The sequence below is a fragment of the Streptomyces mutabilis genome (assembly GCF_014649815.1).
GTDB classification, from domain to species: Bacteria; Actinomycetota; Actinomycetes; order Streptomycetales; family Streptomycetaceae; genus Streptomyces; species Streptomyces mutabilis.
Map to the genome: position 1 here is coordinate 1 of NZ_BMTT01000002.1, position 15,273 is coordinate 15,273.

Annotated in this window: 16 protein-coding genes; 5 read left to right on the forward strand and 11 right to left on the reverse strand. The window is 72.7% G+C overall.

The features are described 5' to 3' along the window. Nucleotides 1-114: 114 nt before the first annotated feature. The 5 genes from IE142_RS04155 to sigE form a co-directional block, all read right to left on the reverse strand. Complete coding sequence (locus IE142_RS04155) at nucleotides 115-786, reverse strand: hypothetical protein (protein WP_191884451.1); 672 nt, start codon at nucleotides 784-786, stop codon at nucleotides 115-117. 249 nt (nucleotides 787-1,035) lie between these two features. After that, nucleotides 1,036-1,482, reverse strand: a complete 447-nt coding sequence (locus IE142_RS04160) for a sec-independent translocase (protein ID WP_191884452.1) — start codon at nucleotides 1,480-1,482, stop codon at nucleotides 1,036-1,038. Nucleotides 1,483-1,629: 147 nt separating this feature from the next. Further along, nucleotides 1,630-3,744 carry a trypsin-like peptidase domain-containing protein gene (locus IE142_RS04165; RefSeq protein WP_191884453.1) on the reverse strand — a complete coding sequence of 705 codons (2,115 nt, stop codon included), beginning with the start codon at nucleotides 3,742-3,744 and terminating at the stop codon, nucleotides 1,630-1,632. Between the two features lie 95 nt (nucleotides 3,745-3,839). Beyond that, the gene (locus IE142_RS04170; RefSeq protein WP_191884454.1) at nucleotides 3,840-4,829 is read right to left on the reverse strand and encodes an anti-sigma factor family protein; all 990 of its coding nucleotides are present in this window, start codon (nucleotides 4,827-4,829) and stop codon (nucleotides 3,840-3,842) included. Further along, on the reverse strand, nucleotides 4,826-5,497 hold the full coding sequence (gene sigE, locus IE142_RS04175; protein WP_191884455.1) for an RNA polymerase sigma factor SigE: 672 nt from the start codon (nucleotides 5,495-5,497) through the stop codon (nucleotides 4,826-4,828). Before sigE ends, IE142_RS04170 begins: the two co-directional genes overlap by 4 nt. Before the next feature lie 287 nt (nucleotides 5,498-5,784). On the opposite strand from sigE, the gene IE142_RS04180 reads away from it, so the two are divergent. Beyond that, nucleotides 5,785-6,483, forward strand: a complete 699-nt coding sequence (locus IE142_RS04180) for an O-methyltransferase (protein WP_167343804.1) — start codon at nucleotides 5,785-5,787, stop codon at nucleotides 6,481-6,483. Between the two features lie 129 nt (nucleotides 6,484-6,612). Here IE142_RS04180 and IE142_RS04185 read toward each other — a convergent pair whose 3' ends face one another. Continuing rightward, a complete protein-coding gene (locus IE142_RS04185) occupies nucleotides 6,613-6,780 on the reverse strand; it encodes a DUF3117 domain-containing protein (protein ID WP_018105485.1) in 168 nt (55 codons plus the stop codon). 366 nt (nucleotides 6,781-7,146) lie between these two features. On the opposite strand from IE142_RS04185, the gene chcB reads away from it, so the two are divergent. Further along, nucleotides 7,147-7,950 (forward strand): 2-cyclohexenylcarbonyl CoA isomerase, encoded by an 804-nt coding sequence (chcB, locus tag IE142_RS04190; RefSeq protein ID WP_191884456.1) that lies wholly within the window; start codon nucleotides 7,147-7,149, stop codon nucleotides 7,948-7,950. A 68-nt stretch (nucleotides 7,951-8,018) separates the two neighbouring features. Here the strand turns inward: chcB and IE142_RS04195 are convergent, their stop codons facing one another. Together IE142_RS04195 and IE142_RS37305 are read right to left on the reverse strand one after the other, a co-directional pair. Continuing rightward, nucleotides 8,019-8,606, reverse strand: a complete 588-nt coding sequence (locus tag IE142_RS04195; protein WP_191884457.1) for a DNA-3-methyladenine glycosylase I — start codon at nucleotides 8,604-8,606, stop codon at nucleotides 8,019-8,021. Beyond that, complete coding sequence (locus tag IE142_RS37305) at nucleotides 8,603-8,959, reverse strand: DivIVA domain-containing protein (protein ID WP_100049357.1); 357 nt, start codon at nucleotides 8,957-8,959, stop codon at nucleotides 8,603-8,605. The genes IE142_RS04195 and IE142_RS37305 overlap by 4 nt, the downstream gene beginning before the upstream one ends. A 210-nt stretch (nucleotides 8,960-9,169) precedes the next feature. On the opposite strand from IE142_RS37305, the gene folP reads away from it, so the two are divergent. Continuing rightward, nucleotides 9,170-10,030 carry a dihydropteroate synthase gene (gene folP / locus IE142_RS04205; protein WP_191884458.1) on the forward strand — a complete coding sequence of 287 codons (861 nt, stop codon included), beginning with the start codon at nucleotides 9,170-9,172 and terminating at the stop codon, nucleotides 10,028-10,030. Nucleotides 10,031-10,083: 53 nt separating this feature from the next. Here the strand turns inward: folP and IE142_RS04210 are convergent, their stop codons facing one another. Next, a complete protein-coding gene (locus tag IE142_RS04210) occupies nucleotides 10,084-10,842 on the reverse strand; it encodes an LOG family protein (protein ID WP_191884459.1) in 759 nt (252 codons plus the stop codon). Nucleotides 10,843-10,964: 122 nt separating this feature from the next. Beyond that, on the reverse strand, nucleotides 10,965-12,044 hold the full coding sequence (gene dapE, locus IE142_RS04215; RefSeq protein ID WP_191884460.1) for a succinyl-diaminopimelate desuccinylase: 1,080 nt from the start codon (nucleotides 12,042-12,044) through the stop codon (nucleotides 10,965-10,967). Between the two features lie 84 nt (nucleotides 12,045-12,128). Between dapE and IE142_RS04220 the strand changes: the two genes are divergently transcribed. Together IE142_RS04220 and IE142_RS04225 are read left to right on the forward strand one after the other, a co-directional pair. After that, nucleotides 12,129-13,106: a VldE C-terminal domain-containing protein gene (locus IE142_RS04220; protein WP_191884461.1), complete on the forward strand. Its 978-nt coding sequence runs from the start codon at nucleotides 12,129-12,131 to the stop codon at nucleotides 13,104-13,106. Between the two features lie 344 nt (nucleotides 13,107-13,450). After that, nucleotides 13,451-13,882, forward strand: a complete 432-nt coding sequence (locus tag IE142_RS04225) for an ATP-binding protein (protein WP_191884462.1) — start codon at nucleotides 13,451-13,453, stop codon at nucleotides 13,880-13,882. 206 nt (nucleotides 13,883-14,088) lie between these two features. Here IE142_RS04225 and IE142_RS04230 read toward each other — a convergent pair whose 3' ends face one another. Continuing rightward, nucleotides 14,089-15,186 carry a bifunctional succinyldiaminopimelate transaminase/glutamate-prephenate aminotransferase gene (locus IE142_RS04230; RefSeq protein ID WP_191884463.1) on the reverse strand — a complete coding sequence of 366 codons (1,098 nt, stop codon included), beginning with the start codon at nucleotides 15,184-15,186 and terminating at the stop codon, nucleotides 14,089-14,091. Between the last annotated feature and the right edge of the window lie 87 nt (nucleotides 15,187-15,273).

A 15,273-nucleotide genomic window follows, 5' to 3' on the forward strand; every position in this document is an offset into this window, starting at 1 on the left:
CAACATCCTCGCGTCTCCAGAACCTTGACAACCCGCCCCAACCCCCAAACTTCACGGCCTTGGTACTAGCCGGGGCGCTGTCCGAGCGGACGGCGCCCCGGCACGTGTCCGCGCTCAGGCGTACCCCGCGATGTCCTTCACCACGGCGAAAGCCAGCCCGTACGCGCTCATCCCGCGGCCGTACGCCCCGAGATGGACGCCCTGTTCGGTGGAACCGGCGAGCACCCAGCCGAACTCGGACTCCCGGTAGTGGAACGACGTGGGCACGCCGTCCACGGGGAGGGACAGCGTCGTCCAGTCGGCCCCGTCGAGGTCGTCCGCGAGGACCCACGCGGTCTCCGTCTGCTGCTCCAGCCAGTCGTCCCGCAGCGAGTGGTCCATCTGGCCGGGCCAGGTGAAGGACAGCAGCCCCACACCGGCCAGCCAGGCCGCCGAGGACACCGAGGTGGCCTCCAGCAGACCCGTACCGTCGGCACTGCGCCGGTCGGGGTTGGCCGCGACGGTCACGACGACCGCGAACTTCTCCCTGGCGTCCCGGTCGTCACCGGACGCGTGCTCGTTGCGCACCGACGGTTCGTCGCCGTGCCCGATCGAGCCGTGTTCCACGGTTCCGTCGGCCGCCGCGCCGACCTGCATCAGCCAGCGCCGTCCCGTGAAGGCCTCGTCGAGGCCGTACCACGGGAAGGGCGCACGCAGGTAGCCGTCGAGTGTCCGCCGGTCGGAGGGGACCCCTTGTCCATCCTCCGTGCCCGGCGTCTGCGCGACCGCCTCACTCGTCGTCTCCATGTGCCCGGACGCCTCCTCGCTCTCGTCGGTCCGGAACGGCCCGCCCCCCTTCGGGCGTACTCGTCCGGTCCGCACAACAACTCGGGCAGCATAGCCACACGCCAGGCGGCAGCCGGGAAACCACCCGGCGCGTGGGTCGCACGGGCGTCTCCTTCGGGCCCTGCGCGCCCGGCCCGGAGTGTGAGAAGCGTCACGTACGGTGCGTGCGGCGCGCGTGGCGCGCGTGGCGCGCGTGGTGACGGATTCGGCTCAGGTGGCGTCCGCGTCGAAGGGCGGACGGTCGTCGCGGGCCGGGACCTCGGGCTTCTTGGACATGTCGACGCGGCCGCCGGTGGAGCCCGACGAGGACGCCGAGCCGGACGACGCCTCCGGCTCACGGCCGTGCACCGCGTCGGTGACCTCGGCCATCTCCTTCTTCAGGTCGAAGCCGTTGCGGATCTCCTTGAGCCCCAGCTCGTCGTTGTCCAGCTGCTTGCGGATGAACGTCTTGGGGTTGAGGTCCTCGAACTCGAAGTCCTTGAACTCGGGGCCCAGCTCCTGCCGGATGTCCTGCTTGGCGCTGTCCGAGAACTCCCGGATCTTCCTGATGGTGCGGGACACGTCCTGGATGACCTTGGGGAGCTTGTCCGGACCGAACACGAGCACGGCGAGGACGACGAGTGTCACCAGCTCGAGTGCGCCTATGTCATTGAACACCTGAAGCTCCTTGGGATGTCCGGGCCGCAACCACGGTACCCGCCGATCCCGTGCGACCGGTACCGTCCCGTGAGCCCCGAGTGGGTGTATGCGGGCGCTTTCCGAATTGTTTGCCTTCCTGGCCCCTTGTCGGGAGGTGTGCAGCGGTCAGTCCCCGTCGGAGGAGCCGAGTACGAGTGAGACGTGCGTCTCCTTGCCGTCGCGCTCCAGGGTCAGGTCCAGGCGGTCGCCGGGGCGGTGGGCGCGGGTCCTGACGATGAGCTCCTCGCCGGAGTGCACGCGTCTGCCGTCGACGGCGGTGATCACGTCCCCCGCCCTGATGCCGGCCTCGGCGCCCGGTCCGCCCGTGGTGACCGGGGGTCCGCCGGCGCTGCCCTTGGCCGCCACGCGGGCGCCGTCGCCGGAGTAGGCCATGTCGAGGGTGATGCCGATGACCGGGTGGGTGGCCCTGCCGGTGTTGATCAGCTCCTCGGCCACGCGCTTGCCCTGGTTGATGGGGATGGCGAAGCCCAGCCCTATCGAGCCGGACTGGCCGCCGTCGGACTCGGTGCCGCCGCCGTCGGCGGACCGGATGGCGGAGTTGATGCCGATGGCCCGGCCCTGGGCGTCCAGGAGGGGGCCGCCGGAGTTGCCGGGGTTGATCGGCGCGTCGGTCTGCAGGGCGTCGACGTACGACACGTCGCTGCCGTCGCCCTCCTCGCCGCCCGCCGTGATGGGCCGCTCCTTGGCGCTGATGATGCCGGAGGTGACGGTGCCCGCCAGGTCGAAGGGGGCACCGATGGCGACCACGGGGTCGCCGACCCGCACGTTGTCGGAGTTGCCGAGGGGCATGGGGGTGAGGCCGCTGACGCCCTTGACCTTCACCACGGCGAGGTCGTATCCGCCGTCCCGGCCGACGACCGTGGCCTCGGCGGTGTCGCCGCTGTTGAAGGTGACGGTGATCTCGCCACCGCTTCCGGCGGGTTCCACGACGTGGTTGTTGGTCAGGATGTGGCCGCGGTCGTCGAGGACGAAGCCGGTGCCGGTACCCGCGGCGTCGCCGCCGCTCACGTGCAGGGTCACCACGCTGGGCAGGGCGCGGGCGGCGATCCCGGCCACGCTGTCCGGCGCCCGCTCGGCCGCCTCATTCCCGGCCTGGGGCAGCTCCACGGTGCCGATGCCGCCGTTGCGTTCAAGATAGGTGCCCAGGGCGCCGCCGATGCCGCCGGAGACCAGCGCGATGATCAGCGCCCCGCCGACGATCACCTTCCTGGCCCGCCTGCGCCGCTGGTCCCGCGTGGGTACGGCCGCGCCGCTCTGCTGGAGGGAGGCGGCGGCCGAGGCGGCCCACGGGTCGTAACGCCGCCAGGGGTCGGCGTCCGTTCCGTCTCCTCCGGTCCCTGCCGCGGCCGGGGCGGCGACAGGGGCGTCGGCGAACGCCGGGCCGGGCGCCGTGCCGGGGAGCTGGGCCGGGGACGGCACGGCAGGGGCGGGGGCGGAGGCGGGGGGTACGACGGGGACGCCGGGCGCCGGCGGAGCGGGCGGCGGGGTGTCGGCGAACGCCGGGTCGGGCAGCGCGCCCGGGGGCGGTGCCACGGGCACGTCGCCGGTGTGGAACGCCGCCGCGACCGTGCCGTGCGCCGACGTCGTCGCCGGGTGCTGCACCGGCGGTGCGGGGGCCCAGGGGCCCGGCTCGCCGTACGGAGGGGTGCTGTACGGGTCGGGGTCGTGCAGCGGCCTGGGGCGCTCGGCGACCGACGCGGCACCCTTGAGGTCGCCGGCCGGTTGGGCGTCACCGTCCGTGCCGGTGGGAAGAGCCGCGTCGGCGTCGGCGGCGGCGACGGGCGGGACGGCGTCGGTCCGGTCGGCCTGCGCGGCGGCGTCGCCGTCCGTGTCCCTGCGGACACCCGTACCGTCGCCCTCCGAGCCCGTGCGGACACCCGTACCGTCGTCACCGGGCGTGCGCACGCCCGTGTTCTCGGCGCCGGTCCGGCGTGGGCCGGCGTGCGGGGCCGTCGCCGCGCGCGGGCTCGCGTCGGCGGGGCTGCCCGCGTCCGCCGCGGTGCCGTCCGCCGTCGGCCGGTCCAGTTCGTAGTCCCCCGTGCCGGCCGCGACGGGCGCCGGGCGGTCCAGCTCGAAGTCGCCCCCGTCGGCCGCCTCCTCACCCGTGGCGGTGCTCCGGGCCGCGCGAGGGCGTTGCAGCTCGAAGTCGCCGTCGGTCGCGTCGTCGGACGAGCGGGGACGGCTCCACCACTTCGCCTTCGTGGGCTTCCCCTCGTTCATGTCTCCCCCACAGCTGGCCGCAGTTCGTCGGCTCCAAGTGCTCTGGCGCCGTCCCGGGATTCAATCAGGTTCACGGGCCGGTGCGCAGATCCCGGTCAGGGAGCCGGACGGTGGGAGGCGGCGGGGGGCACCACCGGGTAGGGGGTTGTGAGCGGGCCGGGGACGGGTGCGGCGAGCAGGCCGGGTGGCCTGACGTCGGATGCGGTCGCCCAGGAGGTCAGCGCGAGGGGCGGGACCGCTGCGAGCGGACGTATCAGCGGCGACACGGCGGCGGCACCGGCCCTCACCGGAGTGGTCAGCGCGCGAACGACCTGCTCCCGTGGGCCGGCTCCCGCGGGGGCCGGCAGTCCGGGCAGCAGCGGCGCGGCCTCGGTGGGGGCGACGGGGCTCTCACCGAGCGCCCGCTGTCCCTGGGACTGGCCGAGCAGCGGCGTGCCCGAGCGGCGGCGCTGGCTCTCCGAGGTCGTGGCCGTGCCGGCGCCCTGGGTGCGCGCCGGCGTCACATTGCTGCCGCTGCCGGAGCCCCGCGCCTCCGTGGTGGTGTCCGGCGTGCCGACGGTGACGCCGCCCAGCGCGATCGCGGCCAGCGACACCGCTCCGGCGGCGGCGAACGCGAACCGCAGGCCGCGCGAGGACGACCGCTCGGCCTCGTGCCGGCTCACGTCGTGGATGCGGAAGCCGCGCCCCGGCGAGAGCGGCGCCAGCACGGAGGAGTGCGGCCGGGCGGGAACGTAGCCGAACTCGAAGCGCTCGCCCCGATTCGTCCCGAAGACCCCGTCGAGACCCCCGGAGAAGCCTGAGCCGTCCAGCGGGGAGCCGCCACCGTCCACGTCGCCTCCGCCCGGCAGCCCCTGGAGGCGGGCCAGGAAGCTCTCGGACGGGGCCGGCGGTGCCGCCTCGGCGAAGACGTTCTTCAACCGGCGTTGCGCGTCGACCTCCGCCTTGCACTTCGGACAGGTGGCCACGTGTGCGAGGACGCGCTCACGCGCGTCATGACCGAGCTCCCCGTCCACCAGGGCGGAGAGTCGGTCTCCCAGATGCTGTTCCGCGAGGTGTCCCTCGGATTCACGCCGTGACCCACTCACGCGCTCGTGCCCCCTCCTCCCAGTGCGGGAACACGGGCCGCGAACGTGCGACGCTCCGCGCGGGCCTCGGGAGAGCGGTGCGCGAGTGCCTTGCGCAGCTGGGACCGGCCGCGGTGGATCCGGGAGCGGACCGTGCCGAGCTTGACGCCGAGCGTCGCGGCGATCTCCTCGTACGACAGCCCCTCGATGTCACACAGGACGACGGCCGCGCGGAACTCGGGCGCGAGGGTGTCCAGGGCCTGCTGGACGTCCGCGTCGAAGTGGGCGTCGTGGAAGACCTGCTGCGGGGTGGGCTCCTTGCTGGGCAGCCGCTCGGCCGCGTCGTCGCCGAGCGCGTCGAAGCGGATGCGCTGCTTGCGGCGGACCATGTCCAGGAAGAGATTGGTGGTGATCCGGTGCAGCCAGCCCTCGAAGGTGCCCGGCGTGTACGTCGACAAGGACCTGAAGACACGGACGAAGACCTCCTGGGTGAGGTCCTCGGCGTCGTGCTGGTTGCCGGTGAGGCGGTAGGCGAGGCGGTAGACCCGGCCGCTGTGGGTGCTGACGATCTCCTCCCAGGTGGGCGGAGTCCACGCCTGCCCGTCCGCGTCGCTGGAGAAGGTCGCGGTCTGGGTGTGTCCCGTGCCGGGACGGTCGGCGTGGCTGTGGTCAGCAGCGGTGTCGTTCACGGATTTCGGCCTGCCTGCCGATCCGAGGAAGCGCCGCAGCACTCCACCCCGATCCGCGGGCGCGGCCGCACCTCCCCTGTCGGCTCTGGTGGTGTCCAGTGGAGCCCCTACCATAGCCACCTCGCCCGTTAGCTCCGGATAAGCGGTTTTACGAGAATTTGATCTGGGCTGACACGGCTCGTACGGCTGCGTCAGCACTTGCTCGGCACCCTGGCCCACTTCGCTGCCCCCGTCGCGTCCGGCCGTCCAGTCGTCCCTTTTTGCTCTCCCCTTGAACGACCGGTCCCATCTGCGGGTTCCCGGCGCCAACGGATACAGTCACGCCGAGGCAACAACGGGGACAGGAGAGGGTCATTACCGGCAACCGGCAGACGAGCTGGGCGTTCGCCGACGCCTATGTCGCCGAGGACGACGCGCTGCTCTGGGCCCGCGACCGGGCCCGCGAGGCGGGCCTGCGCTCGGTACCCCCGGGCACCGGCTCCGCTCTGGGGTTGCTCGCCGCCGCCGTGGACGCGAAGGCGGTCGCGGAGATCGGCACCGGCTGCGGCGTTTCCGGTATCCATCTGCTGCACGGAATGCGGCCGGACGGCGTACTGACCACGGTCGACCCGGAACCGGAGCACCAGCAGTTCGCCCGTCAGGCCTTCCGCGCCGCGGGCTTCGCCAGCAACCGGGCCCGGTTCATCCCGGGCCGCGCCCTGGACGTCCTGCCCCGGCTCGCGGACGCCGGCTACGACCTCGTCTTCTGCGACGGCGACCGTCTGGAGTACCTCGACTACCTCGCTGAATCGTTGCGTCTGCTGCGCCCCGGAGGCCTCGTCGCCTTCGAAGGCGTCTTCGGCACCGGTCGGACGATCGACTCCGGACCGCAGCCCACCGAGGTGCTGCGGCTGCGGGAACTGCTGCGCGCGGTCAGGGACAGTCAGGAACTGGTGCCGTCACTGCTGCCGGTGGGCGACGGCCTGCTGTGCGCCGTGAAAAGGTGAATCAACCGCCCGTACGGCCCATGGAAACGGCGCGCGATTTACGGGACGGCGCACGGCGGAAGCGGAAGCCAGTCGCCCCGGCACCGCGTGCGGCACCGGGGCGACTGAACGGGTATGGTCGCTCGCGCGTCAGCCGACGACCTGCTTGAGGGCGTCGCCGAGCGCGTCGGCCTCATCGGGGGTCAGCTCGACGACGAGCCGCCCGCCGCCTTCGAGCGGAACGCGCATGACGATGCCCCGCCCCTCCTTGGTCACCTCGAGCGGGCCATCGCCCGTCCGCGGCTTCATGGCCGCCATGCTCGTTCCCCTTCCTGATACCAGCTCACCGTCACCGCCGACGGCCCGTGAGGGCACGCGCAATCCGGCCCGGACGCGCGACACCGGCATCGAACACATTGCTTCCCAGCCATTATCCCGCATCCCACGACCCGATGACCAACATCGGTCGGCATCGCTTGGGCAACGCACGCGAGCAAAACCACTCAATTCGGCGATGTGACTGCGATACTGCGCGCCCTCGCCCACTTCCGCCGAATGGATACGGACCGGAAACCTTTGACGCAGGTCACATCCGCGGAGCGATCCACTTCCGATGATCTCCGTCATGCTGAGTGCCGGACACACACGTACGACCACGACCGTCCACGACGCGGAGGGGAACCCATGGCCGACACCGTGCTCTACGAGGTGAGCGACGGGCTCGCGACGATCACGCTGAACCGCCCCGAGGCGATGAACGCGCTGAACATCGAGACCAAGGTCGCGCTCCGGGACGCGGTGCGTTCCGCGGCGGCCGACGAGGCCGTACGGGCGGTGCTGCTGACCGCGGCCGGGGACCGGGCGTTCTGCGTCGGGCAGGACCTCAAGGAGCACATCGGGCTGCTTGCCGCCGACCGGGAGACGGGCTCGGGCGAGACCATGAGCACGGTGCGCGAGCACTACAACCCGATCGTGCGGGCGCTGGCGGACGCGCGGAAACCGGTGGTCGCCGCCGTGAACGGCGTGGCGGCCGGGGCGGGCTTCGGCTTCGCGCTCGCGGCGGACTACCGGATCGTCGCGGACACGGCGGCGTTCAACACGTCCTTCGCGGGTGTCGCGCTCACGGCCGACTCGGGGATCTCCTGGACGCTGCCGCGCGTGGTCGGCCCCGGGCGCGCCACCGACCTGCTGCTCTTCCCGCGCAGCATCAAGGCGCAGGAGGCGTACGAGCTGGGCATCGCCAACCGGGTCGTGCCCGCCGCCGACCTGCGTGCCGAGGCGGAGAAGGTTGCGCGGACCCTGGCCGAGGGGCCGACCGTCGCCTACACGGCGCTCAAGGAGTCGGTGGCGTTCGGGCTGACGCACTCGCTGGACGAGACCCTGGAGAAGGAGGACGAGCTGCAGTCCCGGGCCGGGTCCTCCGAAGACCACGCGATCGCGGTGCGGGCCTTCGTGAACAAGGAGAAGCCGAACTACTCGGGCCGCTGAGCTCCCGACCGGCGTCCCGTCGGCGGCCGCGGATCCGTTCGTGGCCGCTCGCGCCGACCCCTCGCCTCTTACGGGGCGCTTCTGGCCACGCACGCTCGCAGGTGGTCGTCGACCAGGCCGCACGCCTGCATCAGCGCGTACGCCGTCGTCGGGCCGACGAAGCGCAGGCCCCGCTTCTTCAGGGCCTTGGACAGCGCCGTGGACTCGGGAGTGACCGCCGGGACGTCGGCGAGGGTCTTGGGGATCGGGCGTCCGGCGGGGTCCGGGGCGTGGGACCAGATCAGCTCGTCCAGCTCGCCGGGGGCCCAGCCGGCCAGGACGCGCGCGTTGGCGAGGGTCGCGTCGATCTTGGCGCGGTTGCGGATGATGCCGGCGTCAACGAGCAGGCGGTCGCGGTCCTCGTCGGTGAAGGCCGCCACCTCGGCGATCTCGAAGCCGGCGAAGGCGGCGCGGAAGCCGGCGCGGCGGCGCAGGATGGTGATCCAGGACAGGCCGGACTGGAAGGCCTCCAAGCTGAGCCGTTCGTACAGGGCGTCGTCGCCGTGGACCGGGCGGCCCCACTCCTCGTCGTGGTACGCCAGGTAGTCCGTGGTGGACAGGGCCCAGGGGCAGCGCGGCGCCCCGTCGGGCCCGGCGATCGCTTCCCCGGCGCTCACCGCTCCTCCTCGCCCGGCTTCTCCATGGAGACGTGCTGGTGGGCGACGGCGGCCCGGGCACCGGCCAGCGCGGACTCCAGGTCGGCGATGCGGGCGTCGCGCTCGGCCAGCTCGGCGCCGAGGCGGCCGAGGGCGTCGTCGACGTCCGCCATGCGGTAGCCGCGGGCGACGAGCGGGAAGCGGAGCCGCTCCACGTCCGCGCGGCCGACCGGGCGGTCCGGAGGCAGGGAGTCCCGCAGCCGCTCGGGCGCGGCGTCGGGCAGCGGCCCGCTGTCGCCGCCGCTCACCACGGCGAGTGTCACCGCGGCGACCACGACGGCCAGCGCGACGACGAGGAACAGGAACATGACCATCGCTGGGCCCCCATGGTCGGGTCGTTGGATCGAGTCCGGGTCCGGGTCCTGGTCGGACTCGAAGCCGGAGTCGGTTGTGCCGGGTCCGATCGTGCCATGCGAGTCTGACAGTCGGGGCCGCAGGCGGTCGAAGTCCGGGCGTCCGGCTCGATCCGCCGCGCTCGGTTCAGCGGACGTGAGAAGGATGTGGACGAGGAGATGTCACAGGGGATGCTCAGACTGGGCAGGCGTGAATTCGCGGCGCACGAGCCGGTGATCATGGCGATCGTGAACCGGACCCCGGATTCCTTCTACGACCAGGGGGCGACCTTCCACGACGAGCCCGCGCTCGCACGCGTGGAGCAGGCGGTGGCCGACGGCGCCGCGATCATCGACATCGGCGGGGTGAAGGCCGGACCGGGTGACGAGGTGTCGGCCGAGGAGGAGGCACGGCGGACGGTGGCGTTCGTCGCGGAGGTGCGGCGGCGGTTCCCGGACGTCGTGATCAGCGTGGACACCTGGCGGCACGAGGTCGGTGAGGCCGTGTGCGAGGCCGGGGCGGACCTGCTGAACGACGCGTGGGGCGGAGTCGATCCGAAGCTCGCGGAGGTCGCGGCGCGGTACGGGGTGGGCCTGGTGTGCACGCACGCCGGCGGCGCCGAGCCGCGGACGCGGCCGCACCGGGTGACGTACGACGACGTCATGGCCGACATCCTGAAGGTGACGGTGGGGCTGGCCGAACGCGCGGTGGCGCTCGGAGTGCCGCGGGAGTCGGTGCTGATCGACCCCGGGCACGACTTCGGGAAGAACACGCGGCACAGCCTGGAGGCGACGCGGCGGCTCGGGGAGATGGTGGAGACCGGGTGGCCGGTGCTGGTGTCCCTGTCCAACAAGGATTTCGTCGGGGAGACGCTGGACCGGCCCGTCAAGGAGCGGGTGCTCGGGACGCTGGCGACGACGGCGGTCTCGGCGTGGCTGGGGGCCCAGGTGTACCGGGTGCACGAGGTGGCGGAGACCCGGCAGGTGCTGGACATGGTGGCGACGATCGCGGGGCACCGGGAGCCGGCGGTGGCTCGGCGGGGGTTGGCGTAGGGGCGCGGCGCGTACCGCGTCGCCGCGCCCCTGCCGGGCCCGGCGCGCTCGGGTCAGCGCCCCGCCTCCTTGGAGACCAGGGCCACCGCCTCGTCCACGTCGTCCGTGACGTGGAAGAGGAGGAGGTCCTTCTCCGCGGCCTTGCCCTGGGCGACCAGGGTGTTGCGCAGCCAGTCGACCAGCCCGCCCCAGTACTCGGAGCCGAAGAGGACGATGGGGAAGCGGGTGACCTTCTGGGTCTGGACCAGGGTGAGCGCCTCGAAGAGTTCGTCGAGGGTGCCGAGCCCGCCGGGCAGGACCACGAAGCCCTGCGCGTACTTGACGAACATCATCTTGCGGACGAAGAAGTACCGGAAGTTCAGGCCGATGTCGACGTACGGATTGAGCCCCTGCTCGAACGGCAGCTCGATGCCGAGACCGACCGAGGTGCCCTTCGCCTCCAGGGCACCCTTGTTCGCCGCCTCCATGGCGCCGGGTCCGCCGCCGGTGATGACCGCGAAGCCCGCTTCCACGAGGCCGCGGCCCAGCCGCACGCCGGCCTCGTACTCAGGTGAGTCCACCGCCGTACGGGCGGAGCCGAAGACGCTGATCGCGGGCGGGAGTTCGGCGAGGGTGCCGAAGCCCTCGATGAACTCCGACTGGATGCGCAGGACGCGCCACGGGTCGGTGTGGACCCAGTCGGTCGGAGCGCGCTCGTCCAGCAGGCGCTGGTCCGTGGTGCTTTTCTGGACCTGACCCCGCCGCCGGAGGACAGGGCCCAGGCGCTGCTCCTCCGGTGGCCGCTTCTTGCCCTCGGGGTTGCCGGTAGCCATGCGCGCGCTCCCTCCAGTCGCAGGTTCTTCCACCTCAGCGTAGATCTACGCGGGTTACGTACGAGGGACCTCAGCATGTCCGCCACGCAGCGGGCTAAACCCTCTGGTGAACCCTCTGTGGATCACGCCGTCAGCCAGGACCGCAGGCGCTCCTCCCCCGCGAGGACCTTCGCCGTCTCCACCCGTTCGTCGCGCTTGTGCGCCAAGTGGGGGTTGCCCGGTCCGTAGTTGACGGCCGGGACGCCGAGCGCCGAGAAGCGGGACACGTCCGTCCAGCCGTACTTGGGCTGCGGGGTGCCGCCCACCGCCTCGATGAAGGCGGCCGCGGCCGGGTGGGACAGGCCGGGCAGGGCGGCGCCGCTGTGGTCGTCGACCACGAACTCCGTCACCCCGCAGTCCGCGAAGACCTCCCGCACGTGGGCGAGGGCGTCCTCGGGGCTGCGGTCGGGGGCGTAGCGGAAGTTGACGGTGACGACGCACTCGTCGGGGATGACGTTGCCCGCGACCCCGCCCGTGATGCCGACCGCGTTCAGGCCCTCGCGGTACTCCAGGCCGTCGATCACCGGGTAGCGCGGCTCGTAGGCCGCGAGGCGGGCGAGGATCGGCGCGGCGGCGTGGATGGCGTTGGAGCCCATCCAGGAGCGCGCCGAGTGCGCCCGCTCGCCCGTCGTCTTCAGCAGCACCCGCAGCGTGCCCTGGCAGCCGCCCTCCACCTGGCCGTCGGACGGTTCGAGCAGCACCGCGAAGTCGCCCTCCAGCCATCGGGGGTGGGCCTCGGCGACGCGCTTCAGGCCGTTCAGCTCGGCGGCGACCTCCTCGTTGTCGTAGAAGACGAAGGTCAGGTCGCGGTTGGGCGCCGGGACGGTGGCGGCGATGCGGAGCTGCACCGCGACGCCCGCCTTCATGTCGCAGGTGCCGCAGCCCCACAGGACGCCGTCCTCGTCGAGCCGGGACGGTACGTTGTCGGCGATCGGGACGGTGTCGATGTGGCCGGCCAGGATCACGCGCTCCGCCCGCCCCAGGTCGGTGCGGGCCACCACGTTGTTGCCGTACCGCTCGACCGACAGGTGCGGCAGGGCGCGCAGGGCGCTCTCGATCGCGTCCGCCAGCGGCTCCTCGGTGCCGCTCTCGGAGGGGAAGTCGACGAGCCGCGCGGTGAGCTCCGCGGCGTCCAGCGTGAGGTCAAGCGGGGTATCGGCCATGGCCCCGACCCTAACGCCCCCGCCCTTGCGGGCATTGCCCGTGCCCGGCGTACACCACTGGCTACCCTCCAGTACCTTGTACGCGTGCTTCAGCCGTCACCCACCCGCAAACGCCGTGGCCGCCTCCTCCGCTCGGGAGCGGCCTCCATGGTCCTGCTCGCGGTCGCCGGTTACCTCGCGGTGAAGTACGTCACCGCGGGCGCTCCGGGCTGCAAGGTGGTCTCCGCCGAGGACGGCCGGACGGCCTACGAGTTCACCCCGGAGCAGGCGGTGAACGCGGCGACGATCACCGCCGTGGGCACCGCGCGCAACCTGCCGGAGCGTGCGGTGACCATCGCGCTGGCGACCGCGCTGCAGGAGTCGACCCTGCGCAACATCGACCACGGCGACCGCGATTCCCTCGGCCTGTTCCAGCAGCGTCCCTCGCAGGGCTGGGGGTCGCCGGAGGAGATCATGGACCCGGCGTACTCGGCGGGCATGTTCTACGACCACCTGGTCGAGGTGCCCGACTACACGCGCCTCCCGCTGACCGTCGCCGCCCAGCGCGTGCAGCGCAGCGGCTTCCCGGACGCGTACGCCAAGCACGAACCGGACGCCGCGCTCCTGGCCGCCGCGCTGACCGGGCGGTCCGCGGCGACGCTGACCTGCGAGGGCCGCCCCGGCGCCACCCGGGCCGACGGGCCCGACGCGGTCCGCGCGGCGCTCGTGCGGGACTTCGGGCGCGACGTGCTCCGCCCGGCCGGCGCGGAGGCGGAGAGCGACGCCGCCACCCCGAAGCCGACGCCCTCACCGGCCGGCAGCGGCTCCGCCGGGCGGACCGTGACGCTGCCCGTCGCCACCGGCGCCGGCTCGGGCACGGAGGCGAGCCCGGAACGACGAGGCTGGCAGCTGGCCCACTGGGCAGTGGCCAACGCCTCTTCGCTGCGCATCGAGCGGGTCTCCTACGCGGGCCGCCAGTGGACCGCGGGGAACACCGACAGCAAGTGGTATCCGACGGGCGAAGGCGGCGCGCGGGGTGCGGAACGGGCTGCGGGGGCGGTCCGGATCACCACCGCGCGCTAGCTGTTTCGGCCCGCGGGCCACAGCACTCACCCGTCCGATCCGTCACCCCTGAGGGTTACCCGTGGCGGCGCCGCGTCGACGCGGCGCCCGGGTTTTCACCATCTCGTCGCCGGAACCGCTGGAACCCAGGGCAATCAAGGGCTGTAAGGATTCGGCAGACTTCCGACCGTCTCCCTTTTGCCCGTTTTTATGGGCACCCTATAATGCGACGCATTGCCAACTCTTTACGTTGTGCGTCCGCAACCTTCGTGGCCTTCGAGCGGTAGTCACTGCGTCCGAGCCCGGTCGATCACTCGCCGGGCACGGTCGGATTCCCCATCGTTGACTTCCGTCGAAGGAGCATCATGTCCCTCCCCCTGACCCGCCGGATCGCCCGTGCCGCGCTGCTCGTCGCTGCGGGAGCGGCTGCCGGGGTCGGTGCGGCCGGCTCCGCCAGCGCGGCTCCCGAACTGCCCGCCATCCCGAACCTCGGCGGACTGACCGCGCTGGACGGGGCGAACGTCGGCAACACCGTCGACGCCGCGGCCCAGAACGCCACCGGAGCCGCGGGCGACACCGGCAGCAAGGCCGTCAAGAAGACGGTGCCGGCCGCGGGCAAGACCGGCGGCTCGCTCGTCAAGAAGACCACGCCGGTGGCGCAGAAGGCCGCGGGCGACGCGGCGGGCTCCGCCGGGGAGGTCGTCGGTGACACGGCGAAGACGGCCACCGAGGGCGGGCTGCCGACGGACGCGCTGGGCAAGGGCGGGCTGCCGGTGCAGGGTCTGCCGGTCGGCTAGAGCGCCTGGCTCGTACGGCTACGGGGTCTGGGGGTTCCCAGGCCCCGTAGCCGTGTGGGTACGTCGGCGCAGTGGGCGTTCGTTGGCCGGGCACCCGGCGTTGGTGGCCGTGCCCACCCTCCCCCACTGCCTGAGGGCATGGGAGGTACCCTCATCGCCCTGCGGAACGATTGCCCACAGCCGAGCCAAGCCGAGCCGCCCGGCCGTCAGGCCCCCAGCCTGGTTACCGCCGCGTGTACGCGTTCGTCCGTGGCCGTGAAGGCGACTCGGACGTGATTGCCGCCCGCCGGACCGTAGAAGTCGCCGGGGGCGACCAGGATGCCGCGTTCGGCGAGGTGGGCGACGGTGTCCCAGCAGGACTCGTCGCGGGTGGCCCAGAGGTAGAGGCTGGCCTCGCTGTGCTCGATGCGGAAGCCGTGGCCGAGGAACGCCTCGCGCAGGGCCGTGCGGCGGGCCGCGTAGCGCTCGCGCTGGACGCGGACGTGCTCGTCGTCGCCGAGGGCCGCCACCACGGCCGCTTGCGTCGGCGCGGACGTCATCATGCCGCCGTGCTTGCGGATCTCCAGGAGGGGCCCCAGGACGGCCGGGTCGCCCGCCAGGAAGGCCGCGCGGTAGCCGGCGAGGTTGGAGCGCTTGGAGAGCGAGTGGACGGCGACCAGGCCGTCGTACGAGCCGCCGTTGACGTCCGGGTGCAGGACGGAGACCGGGTCGGCCTCCCAGCCCAGCTCGAGGTAGCACTCGTCGGATACGACGAGGACGCCGTGCTCGCGGGCCCAGGCCACGATCCGGGACAGGTCGTCCTTGGACAGGACCTTGCCGGTCGGGTTCGACGGGGAGTTGAGCCACAGCATCTTCAGCCCCGCCGGGTCCAGCTCGGTCGGGTCGTCGTACGCCTCGTACCCCGCGTGGGCCAGCCGCGCGCCGACCTCGTACGTCGGGTAGGCCAGGCGAGGAAACGCGACCCTGTCGCCCGGGCCGAGGCCCAGCTGGGTCGGCAGCCAGGCGACGAGTTCCTTGGAGCCGACGATGGGCAGGACGTGGCGGTGGGTGACCTCGCGGGCGCCGAGCCGGCGCTCGACCCAGCCGGTGATCGCGTCGCGCAGTGCCGGGGTGCCCCAGACGGTCGGGTAGCCCGGGGAGTCCGCCGCGTCGACCAGGGCCTTCTGGATCAGCTCGGGGACCGGGTCGACCGGAGTGCCGACGGAGAGGTCGACGATGCCGTCCGGGTGCGCGGCGGCCGTCTTCTTGTAGGGCTCCAGCTTGTCCCAGGGGAAGGCGGGCAAGCGGTCGGAGACTGCGGACACGGTTACTGGCTCACTTTCGTCGGTACACGTCGGCACGCGCCGCCACGGCGAACGCCTCGGTCCCGTGCGGCGCCGATCGGGTGACCG